The following is a 17,772-nucleotide window of genomic DNA, read 5'->3' as shown; positions in this document are numbered from 1 at the left end:
CGGCGACCTGCCGGACGGCGCGGGCTCCGCGGCTACACCCTGTGCGTCCTGCGTCCGGGCGGGACGGTGAGCCGCAGCAGGTTAGGACAGGGTGAATCCCGGAAGTGGAATGCCGACCGTTAGTCAGTCGGTTCGTCCCGATGGGGGCGCCGATGACATCCGTATATCGGCGAGTTTCCAGTGCAATCCCTGACGTAGCAGGACGATCACGACCGGCGCGCCGTCGGCGGTCCGCACCGTGGCGGTGAAACGCGACGGCGACTCGAAACGGTAGCGGGCATCGTGCAGCGGATCGGGCGGCGGCCGGTGTGCGTAGGCATCGTTCGGGTCGATGCCGCCGCCGCCAATGCGATGCAGCAATCCGCGACCTTCGAGGATGGCGCCGATGCCGGCCGGTGTTGCGACCGCGTCGACCATGCCGCCGGCGGCCTGGTTGGCCAGCCCCATTGCCACGCCGCCGAGCGGACTGTCGAGCATGTCCGGACCCATGCGCCGAGCCAATGCGTCCTCCACCTGCGCGCGCAGGTTTTGACGCAGCAGCGGAAAATCGACATGCCGCGACAATCCTGCGCTGTCCTGCGCCTGGATTGCCTCGCGGATCGCATTGATCGTCATGAACGGGCCCGCAGCGATCCAGCCCAGCAGGGCAAGGAGGGCAAGCAGCGCCAGCGCCAACCACTTCTTCATGCGACCACTCCCGGTGCGAAGCGCACAGGATAACCGCGCATTCACCCGAGGCGATGAAGGCCGTTGCAATGCATCGGTGCGTGTTTTTTGCAGGACGAATGAGACGTTTCTCATTGTGCTGGCTTGCGCCAGCTGTCAATTTTCTGCCCCAAGGCGGCGGGCCGGTGTGATTCCGGTGACGCGTGGCGCCGGCTCGAGCAGCAGCGGCTGCCGGCCCCCCTGCGGCTAACCGCCGTCCGCTGCAAGCAACCGCCATCCATGGAGGATTCTGCGTGAAGGCAACACGCCCCGAAGTGCCCTGCAGAAATGAAGCGCGAAGGCGTTCGCGCGCGATCCCCCGCCTGCTGTCCCTGGTCCTCACGCTCCAGGCCGGACAGGCGATGGCGTCCGGCGGCATGGAGGACAAGATCGCCGACGTGATGGTCTGGGTGGTGATCGTGGTCGCTCCGCTACTGGGACTGGCCGTGTTCTGGACCGTGCATGTCTGGCCCGAACGCGTGGCCCAGGCGCGCGACCATCCGCAGAAGGAGGCAATCCAGGTCCTGAGCCTGTTGTCGCTGGTGTTTGGCGGCCTGCTGTGGCCGCTGGCGATGCTGTGGGCCTACATGAAGCCATTGCGCTTCCGGCTGGAACCCCCCGACGCCGGCACCGGTCCCGCCACGGCTCCGGCCGTGACAGCGCGCGAAGCCGTGCCGGACCCGCATTTCGACGGCGCTGTCGATGAAGCGCCTGCCGATGAAGAACTGGTCGTGCTGCGCGAGCAGGTCGCTGCCCTGCAGGAACGCCTGGACGCCATGGCCGAACGCGGCGCTGCGCAGTTCGCAGCCGATACCTGACGCGCCTTCACCGAACAGAACTGGGAACGCCTTGGAAATCCTGATACTCGCGACGTACAGCCTGGTTGTCTGGCTGGTCTTCATCAAGTTCAAGCTGCTGCCGTGGAATATCTATTCCCAGGTCGCGGTGGTGGTGGTTGCACTGGCCGGCATGGCCGTCACCATTCTCCTGCTCAACGTGGTCGCACCGTCTTCAAGCGACGTGCGCGTACTGAACTACGCGGTCGAAGTGGTGCCACGCGTCACCGGCCGTGTCGTCGAGGTGCCGATCGAAGGCAATCACCTCTATCGCAAGGGCACACCGATCCTGAAGATCGACCCGGAACCGTTCGAACTGAAAGTGAAAGAGCTGGAGGCGAGCCTGGTCGGCGCCGAATCTTCGGCCGCGCAGCTGGACCAGGACCTGCGCGCGGCCCGCAACAACACCCGCTCGGCGCTGGCTCAGCTCGATCTGGCGCGCACTCGCCTCAATCAGTCCCGGCAGCTGTCGTCCGAGGGCGCCGGCGCACACTACGACGTCGAATCCTACGACGCCGATGCCAGGCGCCTGGAGGCGGCTTACCACGCCGCAATGGCGGCCGAGGCAAAGGTCCAGACCGAACTGGATTCGATCGTCGGCGATGAGCAGTCGTCGGTGGCCGTGACTCGCGCCAGGCTTGAACAGGCCAGGTGGGAGCTGTCACAGACGATTGTCTATGCGCCTGCCGACGGCTACGCGATCAACCTGCAGGTGCGCGCCGGCTCCTATGCCGCGGCGCTGCCGTTCCGGCCGGTGATGACCTTCGTGGAAGTCGAGCAGCAGGTGGTCGCGTTCTATAACCAGAACGAGTTGACCCGGGTAGAGCGCGGCGATGAGGTGGAGATCGCGTTGGCGACGCTGCCTGGCAAGATCATCAAGGGTGAGGTCGATTCCATCGTGTGGGCTACCGGGCAGGGCCAGTTCCAGGCATCGGGCGTGTTGCCAAACCTGCCGGCCGAGACCGATCGTGCCGTTCCGCCACAGAAATACGCGGTCAAGGTGCGCATCACCGATCCCGAAAACAACGTCCTGGCCATGGGCGCACGCGGCAATGGCGCGATTTACACGCCGCACGCAAAGCCCATCCACTTGATCAGGAAGGTAATCCTCAGGGTCAACTCGGTGACGAACTACCTGATCTTGAAGCTGCATTGACGTGGGCACGACGATGGCCAGCCACGACCGCGTCCACGACCGCGCCAACGACCTCATCCATCGCGGCCGCGAACTGCTGGTGATGGCGCTGTTTGTCGGCGCGGCTGGCTGCGCAAACCTGACCGCGCCCGACGACGCCAGCATCCATGAGCAGGCGCTGGGCGCGATGGCTGTGCCGGCCGAATGGAGCGCCGTGGCCGCCACAAACGCCTTCCGTCCGCAATGGCTCGGCGATGCCGACGAGCAGCTGCAGGCGCTGATCGACGAGGCCGTGGCCCACAACCCGGACCTTCGCGTGGCGGCCAGCCGCCTCGAACAGGCGCGCCTGCAGATGCGCCTGGCGGGCGCTGACCTGCAACCCACCGTCACTCTCGGTGGCAAGTACGCCAACTCGCTGCAGCCAGCCAACGGGCTCGACATCAACGGTTATGGCGTGGTGCTCAACTGGGAGCTGGACCTGTGGGGCCGGGCACGCGCCGAAAAGAAGGCCGGCGAAGCCGCCTACCGCTCGGCGGAGGCCGATTTCGCCTACGCCCGGCAGTCGCTTGCGGCAATGACGGCACGGGCCTGGTTGCTGGCCGTCGAGGCGACACGGCAGTCCGAGCTGGCGACGCGGATCCGTGACGGCGCGAACGCGCAGGTCGAGCTGATGGCGCGCCGTGAGCGCATTGGCAAGGTCTCCGGCCAGGACGTGGCCGCGGCACGCGCACAGGCGCAGACCTTCACGGAGGCGGCGTTCCAGACAGAGCAGGGCAGACAGCAGGCACTGCGCACGCTCGAGCTGCTGGTAGGGCGCTACCCGTCGGCATCGATTGCCGTTCCGTCCACGCTTCCAGGCAAGCTCGATCCCATTCCGGTCGGCGTGCCCTCGGACGTGATCGCGCGTCGCCCCGACCTGCTGGCGGCGCGCAAGCGCTACGAACAGGCGTTCTTCAACCACGAGGAAGCCAGGGCCGCGCGATTGCCGCGAATCGCGCTCAACCTGGGCGCCGGCCACCTGACGTCGGAGTACCTGCAGTTCAAGGACGGCCTGGGTTCGAGCGTCTATCCGCTGGGGGGCAAGCTCCTGTGGCCGCTGTTCGACGCCGGGCGGTTGAAGACCCAGGTCGGGATTCGCGACGAACAGCAGCGCGAAGCGGCCGCCGACTATGCGCGCACCATCCTCACGGCTTTCGGCGAAGTCGAGAGTGCAATGGCTGCAGATGCGCTGCTGCAGCAGCGGGAGCGTTCGCTGACCAGCCAGGTCGAGGCGCTGCAGCAGGTGCTCGATGCAGCCAATGTCCAGCTGCGCATCGGCAAGGTAGACCGTTACGAGGTGCTCGATCGCGAACTGGCGCTGGATGCGGCAAGGATCGCCCTGATGCGGGTCGCCACGGAACGGCGTGCCCAGCGCGCCAACCTGCACCTCGCGCTCGGCGGCGATTTCGGCGTCCCTTTGCAGCCGGGCGGGCCCGCCGCTGCCACCGGCCAGTGAGCGCCGCCGCAGCTACATCGGGCTGATCGCGATGCTGGTATAAGGGCCTGCGGTGCACAGCAGGCGATCGCGCTGCCGCACCGCGTCCTGCCGCTGTGAGGTCGACCGCCACCTTCCACCATGGATGCGTGCAATGGGTACCAAGCGCCGTTCCTCCCTGATGGACCGATACCTCGACCCGGCCACGAGCCTGGCCGAAGTGCTGTTTGGCCTGATCATGACGCTGACCTTCACCCTGGGCGCCGGGATCATCATCGAGGACGAGGGGCGCGAAGGAGCGCGCGAACTGCTGATCGCGCTCATAGGCTGCAACCTCGCCTGGGGCATCATCGATGCGGCGATGTACCTGGTGGGTGTGCTGTTCGACCGCGGACGCAAGCGCCGCCTCGCGCAGGCCATCCGTGCCGCGACCGACGACTCCGCCGCGTGTGCGGTGGTGGCCGGTGAACTCGATGAACTGCTCGGCGACGTGATGCCGGCTGTCGACCGGCAGTCGCTGTACGCGCGCATCGCCTCTCACCTGCGATCGAGACAGGACGGCGTGGTGGCGCTGGACAAGGCCGACCTGCTCGGCGCCTTCACCAGTTTCTGGCTGGTGGTTCTTAGCAGCGTGCCAGCCGCCGTGCCGTTCCTGCTGATCGACGATGCGCGACTGGCGTTGCGGGCATCCAACGCGGTGCTGCTGGTGCTGCTGTTCGCGACCGGCCATGCCTGGTCGCGCTACACGATGGGCAAGCCTTGGCTGGTCGGGCTGTGTTTCCTGGTGGGCGGTGCGGCGCTGGTCGCCCTGGCCATCGCGCTCGGTGGCTGACGCGGGTGCCGAAAACCCGGCTGCGATGGCCGCAACCGGGCAACTGCAAGGTCAGCAGGTCAGGTCAGAACTTCGCCGCGCGTGCCCAGGGCCGCGTGTCAAAGCGTGCCTGCGCCGTCCTTCCCTGGACGCATCGGGGGTGAAAGCGCACGCACGCGTGTGCAAGCGTCAAACCGCAGCGCATCAATCACATGCAATGTCACGGCAACGCATTGCGCGTGCAGATCAGGTTGTTGTTTGCGTACCAAATGCGCGTGCAGGAACGACATGCACCAGCAGGGCAACCACTGCGATGGCGGCACCGAGCAGGAAAGCGAGCTGACCACCGCCGTTCTGCCAGGCAACTGCAGCAACGGCAGCGCCGGCGACACCGCCGATGCCGCCACTGAAGCCATACAGCATGCCTTGCGCAGCGGCCATGTCGCGTCGCTCGGGAAACAGTTCGGCCATGCGTCGCATGCAGCCGGCGTGGAAGGCGGCAAAGCTGAGGGCATGGCCCGTCTGCGCCAGTGCCATCCATGCGAACGAGCTTCCCAGCAGTGCGATCATCGTCCAGCGCACAGCGGTGGCGATGAGGCACGCAGCCATCAGTCGCTGCGCACCAAAGCGCTGCACCAGGCGCGGTGCCTGCCAGAACATCACGATCTCGCACAGCACGCCGATCGCCCACAGCAGGCCGACGGCGAAACCGTTGTGTCCGTTTGCCTGCAGGTGCAGGGTGAAGAACACGTAGAACGGACCGAATCCAAGTTGCATGAGCATCGCCACCAGCAACAGTCGCCGCGCGCCTGGGCGGCGCCACAGCGCCTGCCTGGGTTCGGCGCTGGCCGCGGCCGCGGGAATCGGGTGGTCATCGCGATGCAGCCACGAGGCGGCCACCGTCAGCAGCAACCACGGCAAGGTCAGCCAGACGAAGGCATCGTTGCCGAGGCGATCGAGCAGCCAGCCATAGCTGCCGGCGACCACGAGGAAGCCGATCGAACCCCACATGCGGATGCGACCGTAATCGTGATTGCGTTGTCCCAGCGCCGACAGCGTCATTGCTTCGAACTGCGGCATCACCGCGTTGAAGAAGATGCCGAACCAGGCCATGGTCACGAACAGCATCACCCCGGAATCGAAACCGGCGAAGGCGGAGAATCCGAGCAGGGACAGAACGCAGCCGGCTACCAGCCAATGCCCCGGGTTGGGACTGCGTGCGCTCATGCGCGCCCAGGTGGGCGGGGCGACGATGCGTCCGCCGTACCACAGCGCCAGCATGGCCCCGACGACGTAGCCGCCATGGCCGTTGGCCGCCACCCAGCGGCCGATGTAGGGCGTATAGGCCCCCAGCGCGCCGTAGTACCCCAGGTAGAACAGCGCATGGCGGCGGAAATCGGCGGGGGACAAGGGCGGCAGACCGGGCGAGGTTGGGGGGCGAGGGCGGATTATGCGTTGCCGCGCCGTCGCGGCGACGATGCCGTCATCCGGGCCGCTTCGGGCAGGCGATCAGGACTCCAGATCAGGACTCCAGATCAGAACTCCAGGTCCAGCGCCGCGCACAGGTAGTCGGTGAACGGTGCCAGTCCCTGCAGGTCGGTCTCCAGCGTCTTGAGCAGGCGCGGCCCGGTCATCGTGGCGTCGTCGATGGCGCGCAGTGCGACGAAGTTCTTGCGCTTGAGGTCTTCGGCGAATTCGAAGTCGTCGGGAAAACCGCGCGGCATGCGGGTGAGGACTTCACTGTCGTCAAAGTCGAAGCGGCGACGGAACTTCGCCGCGTGTGCGGCGACCTTCCAGCTGCCTGGATTGTCGAGGATGAAATGGCGGACACGGCGCAGGCTGTCCGGCTGCGGGTGCCAGATGCCCGCGGCGATGAAGCAGTTGCCAGGTTGCAGGTGCAGGTAGAACGACGGTGCCTCGACCTGGCGGCCGCGCTCGTGGAACAGGCGCGCACCCTGCCAGTTCTTGTAGGGCGTCTTGTCGTTGGCGAAACGGGTGTCGCGGTGGATGCGGAACAGCGAGCCGCCTACGCCCTTGGGCTCGGACCGGTAGTGCGCGCTGACGCCGGCCAGGACCGGCTGCAGGTCGGTCAGCAGGTGCTGGAACGGCTCGCGCACGTGGCTGTCGTAGTCGCCCTTGTGCGCATGGAACCATTCGCGGTCGTTGTTGCGCGCAAGGCCGCGCAGGAACTTGAAGCTGGCGTCGCTGAAGTACTGGCTCATGGCGGATGTTCAAACATGGGGGAGTCCAAACTCAGTTCAGGCTGGCCGCGATCTCGCCGGCCCAGTCTTCGAGGCGATCGAGCAGGGCCAGCTTGTCGGGGGCGTCGGCGTGGGCGGCACGCAACTGCGCGATCTCGGTGCCGAAGCGGTCGAAGCCGTACTCGGCCAGCCCGGCTTCGCTGTAGAGGCGCTGGCGCCGGTACTCGTCCCAACGCAGGCGCTCGTCGGCCGAGAGGGTCTGCGGCCAGTTGCGCGCGCGGTAGCGGAACAGGATGCCGGGCAGGCGCGCATCGCGGAAGCCGAACTCGCGTTCGCCCAGCGCCTCTGGCGGAGTCGTGCGCACCTGCGCGAACAGGCGCTTGTCACCGTCGCCGATGAATCCGTCGTAGAGCGAGGCATCCAGGTCCGATGCGACCTTCTCGCGCTCGCGTGCAAACACCTGGCGGACCTTCTCCACCAGCGCCGGGCCCGCCTCGCGGATGCGCGCCGCGCGACGCTCCACTTCGGCCGGGTCGATGAGAAGGCGCTCGAAGTCCGGCGCACGCAGGTGATCCCAGGCCACCAGGGCGGGACTGCGATTGCTGTGCACTTCCTTCAGCGCGATCCGCTCCTCGCCTTCGGCCAGGTCGGCCGAGCGCGTGTACAGACGCGCGGCGATCGCCTCGGCATCGAGTTGCAGCAGCGCCTCGGGATCCTGTGCAAGGTCGAACACGATCACCCGGCTGTCGATGTGCGGGTGGCGCGCAATCGGCAGCACGGCCGCTGAACACAGGCGACTGGCCGGGAATCGTTGCGAGACATTCAGCAGCGGGGTCATCGCGACCACGTCCATCAGGCTTGCCGCATAGCGCTTGTCGCGCAGCCGCAGCGCGTAGTCCCACAGGCGCGGCTGCGCGGACTTGAACTTGCGCGCCAGGCCGATCAGGGCGCGCACGTCCGACAGTGCCTCGTGCGCATCGCCCTCGCGGACACCGTTGGCTTCGGCCAGGTGCTCCAGGCGGAACGAGGTGGCGCCGTCCTCGCGCTTGGGCCACACCAGGCCTTCGGGACGCAGGGCGTGGGCAAGGCGCAACACGTCGAGCAGGTCCCAGCGCGAGTTGCCGCCACGCCACTCGCGCTCATAGGCGTCGAAGAAGTTGCGGAAGAACCCGTAGCGGACGAATTCGTCGTCGAAGCGCAGCGAGTTGTAGCCGAGGCTGCAGGTCTCCGGGCGCGCCATCTCCTCGAAAATCTGGGCGAAAGCGGCGGCTTCGTTCACGCCGTGCTGCATGGCGTGCTGCGGCGTGATGCCGGTGACCATCGTCGCCCCCGGCGAGGGCAGCAGGTCGTCCGCCGGCTTGACGAAGATGCTGATGGGCTCTTCGATCTGGTTGAGCTCGGCGTCGGTGCGGATCGCCGCAAACTGCGCGATGCGCGAGGTGCGCGGATCGGAACCGAAGGTTTCCAGGTCGTAGAAGAGGAAGCTGGCAGGCATGGCCGGGCGCGGACTCAGGAAACCGGGAGCACGTCGAGCCGCTCGCGAACCGTGGCGTCGACGGCATCCCAGTCGAGCGTGTCCAGTGAGCGGTGGCCGCGGGTCAGCTCCACCAGCAGTTCGCGCTGCACGCGCCCGCGCTCGAAGGCGGTGGCGTAGGGCATGCGCTGGAAAGTGACCATGGAATAGCGCGGCATGAACCGGTCGGGATGGCGTTCCGCCAGCGCGCGCTCGAGGGCGCGCTGCAGCAGGTAGTCGTCATCGTCGACGCGGTCGCGCATCTCCAGGTAATTCTCCAGCGCCATCGCCTGGATCGCGCGGGCGTTGGGCAGCCGCTCGGCCTGGAAGGCGGCGAACGCGGCAGCACGGTCGGATGTCGCGTCCAGGTGCTCGGCGAGGGCAACGCAATCCTCGAACGCGCAGTTCATGCCCTGGCCATGGAACGGCACCATGGCATGGGCGGCGTCGCCGACCAGCACTGCACGGTCGTCCATGTGCCAGCGGTCGAGGTAAAGCGTCGCCAGCAGGCCGGCTGGATTGCGCTCGAAGTCCTGTTCCAGATTGGGGATCAACGCCAGGGCGTCGGCGAAATCGCGCTCGAACAGCGCGCGTGCACCGGCGCCGTCGCGAACGGTGGCGAAGCTGGGATCGCCCTCGTTGGGCAGGAACAGCGTGACCGTGAAGGTCTGCTCGTCGTTGGGCAGGGCGATGCACATGTAGCGACCGCGGGGCCAGATGTGCAATGCGTTCGGCTCGATGCTGAAGCCGCCGTCGGCGGTGGGCGGAATCTCCAGCTCCTTGTAGGAGTGGCCGAGGAACTCGGTGCGCTCGCCCAGCTCGTCTTTCGTCCCCATGGCCGCGCGCAGCGCCGAGCCGGCGCCGTCGGCGCCCACCAGCGAGACGAACGGGACGTCGTGCGTGCTGCCGTCGCGCGGATCGGCGAAGCGGGCAATGCGTGCATCGAAGTCGACCGACGACAGGCCGCGGTCGAAATGCAGGCGGGCGCCGGCGCGTTCGGCGATGTCGAGCAGGATCACGTTGAGCTCGCCGCGGTGCACCGACCAGATCACCTCGCTGTCGTCGCGACCGTAGCGTTGCAGGTCGGTGCGGCCGTCGAGGAAGTGGACCATGCGTCCGCGCATCATCACCGCGTGCTGCATCACCGCGTCGTCGGCGCCGGCCAGGCGCAGGGCGTGGCGTCCGCGTTCGGCCAGGGCGAGGTTGATCGAGCGGCCGCCCTGGTAGCCCTTCAGGCGCGGGTCGCCGCGCTTTTCGAACACGTCCACGCTCCAGCCGCGCTGCACCAGCAGCGTGGCGAGCACGGCACCGGCGAGTCCGGCTCCGATCAGGGTGATGTGCTTGGAAGTGTCGTTGCTCAAACGGGTCACCTGTGCGGGTGCTGCAGTTCCTTCTTCCGTATGCGGAAGAGGGCTCGATGAAGGTCGTGGCTCAGGCCTGGTCGCGCCATGCTTCGGCGGTCCGCACGAACCGCAGCACATCGGCATAGCGGTTGTAGAGCGGGGCGGGCGAGATGCGGATCACGTCGGGCTCGCGCCAGTCGCCGAGCACGCCCTTGCGGGCCAGGTACTCGAACAGGGCGCGGCCGCGCTCACGGCCTCCGACCACGCGCAGCGACAGCTGGCAGCCACGGCGCTCCGGCTGCGACGGCGTGACCACCTGCAGCGTGTCGGCCAGGCGCAACCGGATCAGCGACTCCAGGTAGCCGGTGATCTGCAGTGACTTGGCGCGCAGTGCCGGCATGCCGGCCTGGTCGTACAGCTCCAGCGATGCCCGCAGCGGTGCCAGGCCGAGGATCGGCGGGTTGCTCAGCTGCCAGCCTTCGGCGCCGGGCGTGGGCACGAACTGCGGACCCATGCGGAAGCGGGTGTCGGCCTCGTGTCCCCACCAGCCGGCGAAACGCGGGCGATCGCTGCTGGCGTGGCGCTCGTGGACGAAACAACCGGCAACTGCGCCGGGACCGCTGTTGAGGTACTTGTAGTGGCACCAGACGGCGAAATCGACGCCGCTGTCGTGCAGCGCCAGCTCGAGGTTGCCCACGCCATGCGCCAGGTCGAAGCCGCAGACCGCACCCTGCGCATGCGCCATGCGTGCGATCGCCGGCAGGTCGAATGCCTGGCCGGTGCGGTACTGCACGCCCGGCCACAGCACCAGCGCCAGGCGCGAACCGTGTTCGGCGATGGCGCGTTCGATCGCAGCCATCGAAATGGTGCCGTCGGCTTCGTCTGCTTCCAGCTCGATCAGGTCGGTGGCCGGATCGAAGCCGTGGAAACCGATCTGCGAGGCGACCGCATGACGGTCGGAGGGAAACGCGCCTGCCTCGATCAGGATCGCCGGACGCTCGCGCGTGGGCCGGTAGAAGCTGACCATCATCAGGTGCAGATTGACGGTCAGCGTGTTCATCGCGACCACTTCGATGGGCTTTGCGCCCACCAGGCGGGCCAGCGATTCGCGCACCAGCTGGTGGTAGGCCATCCACTGCGCATCGCCGGTGAAATGGCCTTCGACGGCCTCGGCTGCCCACTTGTCGAGCACTTCCTCGACATGGCGGCGCGCACCGCGCGGCTGCAGGCCCAGCGAGTTGCCGACGAAGTAGGCCTGGTCGGCGCCGTCGTGCTGCGGGATCAGGAACTGCTCGCGCATCGCGCGCAGCGGGTCGGCAGCGTCGAGGGCGTTGGCGTATGCGTCGGTGTAGAGGTCTTGCGGAGTGTTCAATGTTGTACAACCTTCGAGAGTACGTAGCCCGGGTAAGGCCGCAGGCCGTCCCCGGGGATTCGGCGTCGGTCACCCGGGTGCGCTGCGCTTACCCGGGCTACGTCGCATTGCGTTGGTTTCACACGAAGCGCGCCTTCGACAGCCCCAGCCATTCCAGCGCCGTGCCGTGGTAGAGCCGCGCCTGTTCGGCCTCCGACAGCTCCAGTGCGGCAATGCCCGCACCGGGCTCCTGCTCGCCGAGCGGGAACGGGTAGTCGGTGCCGAGCATCACCCGGTCGACGCCGCAGGTGTCGAGCAGGTAGCGCAGCGCACGCGGATCGGCGACCCAGGAATCGAAGAAGAGCTGATTCAGGTATTCGCGCGGGTTGCGCGGGTTGTCGGTCGCGACCAGGTCGGGTCGCATGTTGAAGCCATGCTCGATGCGCCCAATCGTGTACGGAAAGCTGCCGCCGCCGTGGGCCATGCAGACCTTGAGGTTGGGGATGCGCTCGAGCACGCCGCCGAATACCAGGCAGCAGGCCGCGCGCGATTGCTCGGCGGGCATGCCGACCAGCCAGGGCAGCCAGTACTTGGGCATCGTCGACGCTCCCATCATGTCCCATGGGTGCACCAGGATCGCCGCGCCGAGCTCACCGGCGGCCTGGAAGAAGTCGAACAGCTCCGGCGCGTCGAGGTTCCAGTCGTTGATATGGCTGCCGATCTGCACGCCCTGCAGACCGAGCTGGTCCATGCAGCGTTCAAGTTCCTGGATGGCAAGGCGCGGCGACTGCAGCGGCACCGTGCCGATGCCGGCGTAGTGGCGCGGGTAGTCGCGGCAGGCCTGGGCCATGTGCTCGTTGAGCGCCTGGTGCAGCTCCAGCGCGTGGTGCGGCTTGGCCCAGTAGCTGAACATCACCGGCACGGTGCTGATCACCTGCACCTGCACGCCGAAGCGGGCGTAGTCGTCGATGCGCTCCTGCGGATCCCAGGTCTTGGACCAGATCTCGCGGAAGAACTTGCCGTCCTTGTAGATGCGATGACGCCCGTCCTCGGTGTGGTGGATCACCGGGAAGCGGTCGTCGCCGTACTTGCGCGCCAGGTTGGGCCAGTCGCGCGGCAGGTAGTGGGCGTGGGTGTCGATCTTCAGCATGAACTTCCAGGAGCCTTGGCAGTGGTTTCGGTGTCAGCAGACGGCGAAGCAATGGATTTCACCCGCATCTTCCCTCCTGTTTGCCCGGGGCTTTTCAGGTGCCTCCATACAATACCCGACAAGCCGTATGGGCATGCAGGGGTGCCCTGCCAGCTGCGGCGGGCTTGCCGGGGACGAACAGGCAAACGATGGAACCGGCAGTCAAATCCATGCCGGACTGCGCGCAATAGGCTGCAGTCGTGCGTCCCTGGGGGGGATCCAGGCCGCATGACCACTCAACCACTTTTTGCACGCGTACATCCTGCGCGGCTACGGCGCCATTGCGCCAATGGAGATGAAGAAGATGAGCCTGTATCCCTTTGTTGGACGCCCGCGTGCGGCGCGTCTGGCCAGTGCCGTTGCGCTTGCGCTGGGGCTGGCCCCGGCGTTCGCCGGTGCCCAGTCGCTCTGTGTCGATGCCACAGGCATCCCGGTCCGCGTGTCCACTGCTGCCGATGCAGTCGCCTGCGGCGCCGACGCCGCGGCCGCCGGCAGGGCATCCGCCGCCGGTAACGGTGCGACGGAAGCCGTCAGCGCAGCACAGCCGGAAGCGGTCGCCAGCAGCCTTGCCGATGCCAGCGACTACTTCGCCGCCGCGGGCATGGGCGACGGCAGCGACATGACCATTGCCACCGGCGAGAACGCGGTCGCCGCAGGCGCATTGAGCGCGGCAACGGGCATCGAGACCAGTGCGTTCGGCTTCCAGAGCGTCGCGATGGGCGATCACGCCAGCGCATTCGGCGGCAGCAGCTTCGCGCTCGGAACGGGCTCGACTTCAGTGGGCACAAGCACCAGTGCACTGGGCGACTTCAGTACCGCGCTCGGCTTCCAGAGCCAGGCACTGGATTCGGCCGCCACGGCGATCGGCGGCGGCTCTCAAGCCAACAACTTCGGCAGCACCGCGCTCGGTGCCGATTCGATCTCGAACGGCTACCTGGGCACCGCGGTTGGCGCGCTGTCCACCTCGACCGGTGACTACGACATCGCGATGGGTGTCAACAGCGTTGCCTCGGGCGGGTATGGCAGCATGGCGCTGGGATACCGGGCGACGTCCTCCGCCAACCGCGCCATCGCCATCGGTTCGAGCAGCCTGGCGACCGGCAACTTTGCGGTGGCCATCGGCGAGTCGAGCAACGCTGCGGGCGTCAGCTCGGTCGCCGTCGGCGGCGCGGCGCATCCCAGCCTGTTCGGCGCCCCGCGCTTGACCCAGGCCTGGGGCCAGAACTCGGCCGCCTTCGGCGCGGGCGCGTACACCGACCCGAACGCCAAGAACGCCGTCGCCATCGGTGCATCGACCGTGTGGAGCGAGAACGCCATCGCGATGGGTACCAAGGCCTTTGGCCAGTACAAGGGTTCGGTGGCGCTGGGCGCCGGGGCGCGCAGCATCCACGAAGGCTCGGTGGCACTGGGCACGGGCTCGCAGACCAACCGTCTGGGTAGTGTCGCGATCGGCAACTCGGTCTCCGGATTGACCCGCCAGATCACCGGCGTCGCCGCCGGCAGCGAATCCACCGATGCAGTCAACGTCGGCCAGCTCGATGCCGCGATCGCCGGCGTCGGCGGTGATGTCGGCCAGCTGGTCGCCGAAGCGGTGAAGTACGACGACGCCGGCACCAAGGACGCGATCACCCTGGGTGGCGGCGAAGGCACGGTCATCGGCAACGTCAAGGCCGGCACTGCCGCGATGGACGCGGTCAACTACGGGCAGCTGTCGTCCCTCGCTGCCCTGCTGGGCGGCGGCAACGGCCAGTTCTGGACGCCGTCGTATGTCATCGATGGCAGCAGCTTCGGCAGCGTCGGTGACGCGTTCGCCGCCGTCGACGGTGCGCTGACCCGCCTGACCAGCCGCGTGTCCGGTCTCGAGCAGACTCCGGGTCGGCCGGTCGGCACCGGTGACGGCCTTGCGATCGGTGAAGGCAGCCATGCGGCCGACCTGGGCGACACCGCCTACGGCAACGGCGCCGTGGTCGACGCCGACGGCAGCACCGCGGTTGGCAACAACAGCACCATCGACGCGGCAGCCACCAACTCGGTTGCGGTCGGTGCCGACAGCAACGTCACGGCCGCGTCGGGTACGGCGCTGGGCCAGGGCGCGTCGGCAACGGCGCAAGGTGCGGTGGCACTGGGCCAGGGCTCGGTGGCCGATCAGGCCAGCACGGTTTCGGTAGGCAGCGCCGGCAACGAGCGTCGCGTGGTCAACGTCGCCGCGGGTACCGCCGCGACCGATGCTGCCAACGTGCAGCAGATGCAGGCCGGTGACGAAGCCGCGCTGGCTTCGGCCAATACCTACACCGACACCACCGCGACGCAGACGCTGACGCGCGCCAACGCCTACACCGAGGGCCGCCTGCAGGCGCTCGACGATCAGTTCAGCGGACTGCGCGATGAAATCGGCCTGCGCCTTGGCAAGCAGGACGAGCGCATCGACCGTCAGGGCGCGATGAGCAGCGCCATGATGAGCATGGCAATCAACGCAGCCAACAGCCGCAGCCCGCGCGGTCGCGTCGCAGTCGGCGCCGGCTGGCAGAACGGCGAGAGCGCGCTGTCGGTCGGCTACTCGAAGTCCGTCGGCGAGCGCGCCTCGTTCTCGGTCGGCGGTGCTTTCAGCGACGACGACCAGTCGGCGGGTGTCGGCCTCGGCATCGATCTGTAAGCAAGTACTTCCAACGATTCAACGATCCGATCGCAAGCGGCGGGGCGTCGCATGCCGACCCTATGGTCACGGCGCCCTCCGCACACTTCACGTCACTGGGGCATTACATGAGCAACCAAGTCCGCACCATCGGTGCAAGCGTCCTCGGCGCCGCCATCATGACCGCGATGGCGGCCAGCATCGGCGGCGTCAGCGCCGCCACCGCAACCACCAGCCGTACCATCGCCATGCAGCCGGCCGCTCCGACGGTCGAGACTGGCCATGACCGTTTCATCGTCAAATACAAGGACGGCGCCGCCGCGCCGCGCGGCCAGCTGGCGGCGCTGAGTGCAATGACCAGTGCGGTCTCCCGCGCCGGTGTCCGCGGTGCCAATGGAGCCACGATGGGCATCAAGCACCTGCGCAGGATGTCCGGCGGCGCTGACGTGATCAAGCTGTCGCGCGTGCTCGACCCTGCCGAGGCCAATGTGCTGCTGGCCCAGCTGCGTGCGGATCCGGCGGTGAAGTTCGCCCAGCCGGACCACCGGCTGCAGGCGCTGGACTTCACGCCGAACGACACCAGCTACAACCTGCAATGGCATTACTTCGACAATGTTGGCGGCATCCGCGCGCCAAAGGCGTGGGACAGCTCACGTGGCGCCGGCGTCAAGGTGGCGGTGCTCGACACCGGCTACGTCGACCACAGCGACCTCAACGCCAACATCGTGCCGGGCTATGACTTCATCGATGATCTGGCCACCGCCGGCGACGGCGACGGCCGGGATGCCGACGCGCATGATCCCGGCGATTTCAATCCGCCGAGCCGGCCGACGAGCTCGTGGCACGGCACCCACGTGGCCGGCACCATCGCGGCGGTCACCAACAACGGCCTGGGCCTGGCCGGAGTTGCGTTCGACGCCCGGGTCCAGCCGATCCGCGTGCTCGGCACGGGCGGTGGCTGGGAGTCCGACATCGCCGACGCGATCACCTGGGCCTCGGGCGGCAGCGTCGACGGCGTGCCGGTCAACGACGATCCGGCCGAAGTGCTGAACCTCAGCCTGGGCGGTCTGGGCGCTTGCTCGCAGGTCGAACAACTGGCGATCGATGGCGCGGTCTCGCGTGGCGCGACGGTGGTGGTCGCCGCCGGCAACAGCAACGCCGATACCGTCAACTACAGTCCGGCCAACTGCGCGGGCGTGATTGCGGTTGGGGCCACCGGCAAGACCGGCGCCCGCGCGTCGTACTCCAACTTCGGTCCCACCGTGACCGTGTCCGCCCCGGGTGGCGAAAACAACGGCATCGCCCCGGACTTTGGCGTGATCTGGTCGCTCGGCAACAAGGGAGCCACGACCCCAATCGCCGGTGCCGACGGTGAAGGGCTGGTCGGCATGGTCGGCACGTCGATGGCGTCGCCGCACGTCGCTGCCGTGGTCGCACTGATGCAGGCCGCCGCGGTTGGCGGCGGGCAACCGGCCCTGGCCCCGGCGCAGGTGCGCTATGTGTTGCGCAAGACCGCGCGGCCGTTCGCGGTGGCACCACCGAGCAACAAGCTGATGGGCGCCGGCATCGTCGACGCAAGCGCTGCCGTTGCTGCCAGTTCGCAGCCGGTGCCGGTCGACCTGACCACGTTGCTGGCCAATCGCGTCGCGGTCGGCAACCAGCTCGGAGGGGTGGGCGAAGGCCTGTTGTACGAGATCACCGTGCCGGCGGGCGTGCAGACCTTGAACCTGCGCACCTTCGGCGGCGTCGGCGACGTGAGCCTGTACGTTTCGCGGGACATCGTGCCGACCACCGCCGCGTTCGAGCGAAAGTCGGCCAAGTTCGGCAACGCCGAGACGGTCGTCTTCACGTATCCGCAGGCGGGCACGTACTACGTGCGCGTCCTCGGCGAGCAGGCGTTCTCCGGCGTCTCGGTCCTGGGCGTGTACCAGTAAGCAACTCCCACTGCACCCTGCGACACGGCAAGAGAGGCGGGTGCATACCCGCCTCTCGCATCCCGCTCCACCGATGCCAGCTCCACCGCTGGTCGCAGGCACCCGACGGACACAGGCTCAGGTGTCGGGCATGACGTACTTGGCCGGAGCCGGGTTGAGGTGTCCGCACTGCTTGCAGGTGCGGTGCTCACGCGACGAGTAGAAATGATCGAACACCGGCGGAAAGTCGGTCTCGATGTTCTTCAACTGGAAGAACTCTTCGTAGAGCTTGTGGTTGCACTGCTCGCAGAACCACATCAGCCCGTCGAGCTCGTGCGGCAGGCGGCGGCGCTCGATTACCAGGCCGACCGAGTCGGGCATGCGCTGGGGCGAGTGCGGCACGCGCGGCGGCAGCAGGAAGGTCTCGCCGGCGCGGATCGGGATGTCGCGGACCGCGCCGTCCTCCTGGATGCGCAGCACCATCTCGCCCTCGAGCTGGTAGAACCACTCCGCGCCTTCATCCCAGTGGTAGTCGGTGCGCTGGTTGGGGCCGCCGACGACCATCACGATGAAGTCACCGAGGAAGACCACCTTGTTGCCGACCGGCGGCTTGAGCAGGTGGCGGTGTTCCTCGATCCAGGCCTGGAGGTTGATGGGGTTGGGCAGCAT

At 67.6% G+C, this 17,772-nt stretch carries 14 protein-coding genes; 6 read left to right on the top strand and 8 right to left on the bottom strand.

Annotated elements, in window-relative coordinates; genetic code table 11:
* Nucleotides 1–123: 123 nt before the first annotated feature.
* Nucleotides 124–675 carry a DUF2939 domain-containing protein gene (locus tag MNR01_RS03190; RefSeq protein ID WP_241919538.1) on the bottom strand — a complete coding sequence of 184 codons (552 nt, stop codon included), beginning with the start codon at nucleotides 673–675 and terminating at the stop codon, nucleotides 124–126.
* A gap of 284 nt (nucleotides 676–959) precedes the next feature.
* Between MNR01_RS03190 and MNR01_RS03185 the strand changes: the two genes are divergently transcribed.
* From MNR01_RS03185 to MNR01_RS03170, 4 genes are all read left to right on the top strand, one after another.
* Nucleotides 960–1,523 (top strand): DUF3302 domain-containing protein, encoded by a 564-nt coding sequence (locus MNR01_RS03185; protein ID WP_241919537.1) that lies wholly within the window; start codon nucleotides 960–962, stop codon nucleotides 1,521–1,523.
* 31 nt (nucleotides 1,524–1,554) lie between these two features.
* Complete coding sequence (locus MNR01_RS03180) at nucleotides 1,555–2,697, top strand: hypothetical protein (RefSeq protein ID WP_241919536.1); 1,143 nt, start codon at nucleotides 1,555–1,557, stop codon at nucleotides 2,695–2,697.
* A 13-nt stretch (nucleotides 2,698–2,710) separates the two neighbouring features.
* Complete coding sequence (locus MNR01_RS03175; protein ID WP_241919535.1) at nucleotides 2,711–4,171, top strand: TolC family protein; 1,461 nt, start codon at nucleotides 2,711–2,713, stop codon at nucleotides 4,169–4,171.
* Between the two features lie 133 nt (nucleotides 4,172–4,304).
* On the top strand, nucleotides 4,305–4,982 hold the full coding sequence (locus tag MNR01_RS03170; protein WP_241919534.1) for a hypothetical protein: 678 nt from the start codon (nucleotides 4,305–4,307) through the stop codon (nucleotides 4,980–4,982).
* A gap of 225 nt (nucleotides 4,983–5,207) precedes the next feature.
* Here the strand turns inward: MNR01_RS03170 and MNR01_RS03165 are convergent, their stop codons facing one another.
* The 6 genes from MNR01_RS03165 to MNR01_RS03140 form a co-directional block, all read right to left on the bottom strand.
* On the bottom strand, nucleotides 5,208–6,371 hold the full coding sequence (locus MNR01_RS03165; RefSeq protein ID WP_241919533.1) for an MFS transporter: 1,164 nt from the start codon (nucleotides 6,369–6,371) through the stop codon (nucleotides 5,208–5,210).
* Between the two features lie 125 nt (nucleotides 6,372–6,496).
* Nucleotides 6,497–7,183: a DUF2461 domain-containing protein gene (locus MNR01_RS03160; protein ID WP_241919532.1), complete on the bottom strand. Its 687-nt coding sequence runs from the start codon at nucleotides 7,181–7,183 to the stop codon at nucleotides 6,497–6,499.
* 31 nt (nucleotides 7,184–7,214) lie between these two features.
* A complete protein-coding gene (gene sbcB / locus MNR01_RS03155; protein ID WP_241919531.1) occupies nucleotides 7,215–8,657 on the bottom strand; it encodes an exodeoxyribonuclease I in 1,443 nt (480 codons plus the stop codon).
* Nucleotides 8,658–8,671: 14 nt separating this feature from the next.
* Nucleotides 8,672–10,036, bottom strand: coding sequence for an NAD(P)/FAD-dependent oxidoreductase (locus MNR01_RS03150; protein WP_241919530.1), 1,365 nt, complete (start codon nucleotides 10,034–10,036; stop codon nucleotides 8,672–8,674).
* 70 nt (nucleotides 10,037–10,106) lie between these two features.
* The gene (kynU, locus tag MNR01_RS03145) at nucleotides 10,107–11,390 is read right to left on the bottom strand and encodes a kynureninase (RefSeq protein WP_256451864.1); all 1,284 of its coding nucleotides are present in this window, start codon (nucleotides 11,388–11,390) and stop codon (nucleotides 10,107–10,109) included.
* A gap of 118 nt (nucleotides 11,391–11,508) precedes the next feature.
* A complete protein-coding gene (locus MNR01_RS03140) occupies nucleotides 11,509–12,519 on the bottom strand; it encodes an amidohydrolase family protein (protein WP_241919529.1) in 1,011 nt (336 codons plus the stop codon).
* A 286-nt stretch (nucleotides 12,520–12,805) separates the two neighbouring features.
* On the opposite strand from MNR01_RS03140, the gene MNR01_RS03135 reads away from it, so the two are divergent.
* Both MNR01_RS03135 and MNR01_RS03130 read left to right on the top strand, forming a co-directional pair.
* On the top strand, nucleotides 12,806–15,211 hold the full coding sequence (locus MNR01_RS03135; RefSeq protein WP_241919528.1) for a YadA-like family protein: 2,406 nt from the start codon (nucleotides 12,806–12,808) through the stop codon (nucleotides 15,209–15,211).
* 107 nt (nucleotides 15,212–15,318) lie between these two features.
* Entirely contained in the window at nucleotides 15,319–17,124 is a 1,806-nt protein-coding gene (locus MNR01_RS03130; RefSeq protein WP_241919527.1) for a S8 family peptidase, read from the top strand.
* Nucleotides 17,125–17,241: 117 nt separating this feature from the next.
* Here the strand turns inward: MNR01_RS03130 and MNR01_RS03125 are convergent, their stop codons facing one another.
* On the bottom strand, nucleotides 17,242–17,772 hold the full coding sequence (locus tag MNR01_RS03125) for a 3-hydroxyanthranilate 3,4-dioxygenase (RefSeq protein ID WP_241919526.1): 531 nt from the start codon (nucleotides 17,770–17,772) through the stop codon (nucleotides 17,242–17,244).

Origin of the sequence: Lysobacter sp. S4-A87 (assembly GCF_022637455.1) — a bacterium.
Taxonomy (GTDB): Bacteria; Pseudomonadota; Gammaproteobacteria; order Xanthomonadales; family Xanthomonadaceae; genus Lysobacter_J.
Note: the sequence above shows the minus strand (reverse complement) of the source record. Positions and strands in the feature narration are given on the sequence as shown.

Coding starts and splice junctions, on each gene's coding strand:
- MNR01_RS03175 (WP_241919535.1), top strand. CDS start 2,711: ATGGCCAGCCACGACCGCGTCCACGACCGCGCCAACGACCTCATCCAT.
- MNR01_RS03170 (WP_241919534.1), top strand. CDS start 4,305: ATGGGTACCAAGCGCCGTTCCTCCCTGATGGACCGATACCTCGACCCG.
- MNR01_RS03160 (WP_241919532.1), bottom strand. CDS start 7,183: ATGAGCCAGTACTTCAGCGACGCCAGCTTCAAGTTCCTGCGCGGCCTT.
- sbcB (WP_241919531.1), bottom strand. CDS start 8,657: ATGCCTGCCAGCTTCCTCTTCTACGACCTGGAAACCTTCGGTTCCGAT.
- MNR01_RS03140 (WP_241919529.1), bottom strand. CDS start 12,519: ATGCTGAAGATCGACACCCACGCCCACTACCTGCCGCGCGACTGGCCC.
- MNR01_RS03130 (WP_241919527.1), top strand. CDS start 15,319: ATGAGCAACCAAGTCCGCACCATCGGTGCAAGCGTCCTCGGCGCCGCC.
- MNR01_RS03125 (WP_241919526.1), bottom strand. CDS start 17,772: ATGCTGCCCAACCCCATCAACCTCCAGGCCTGGATCGAGGAACACCGC.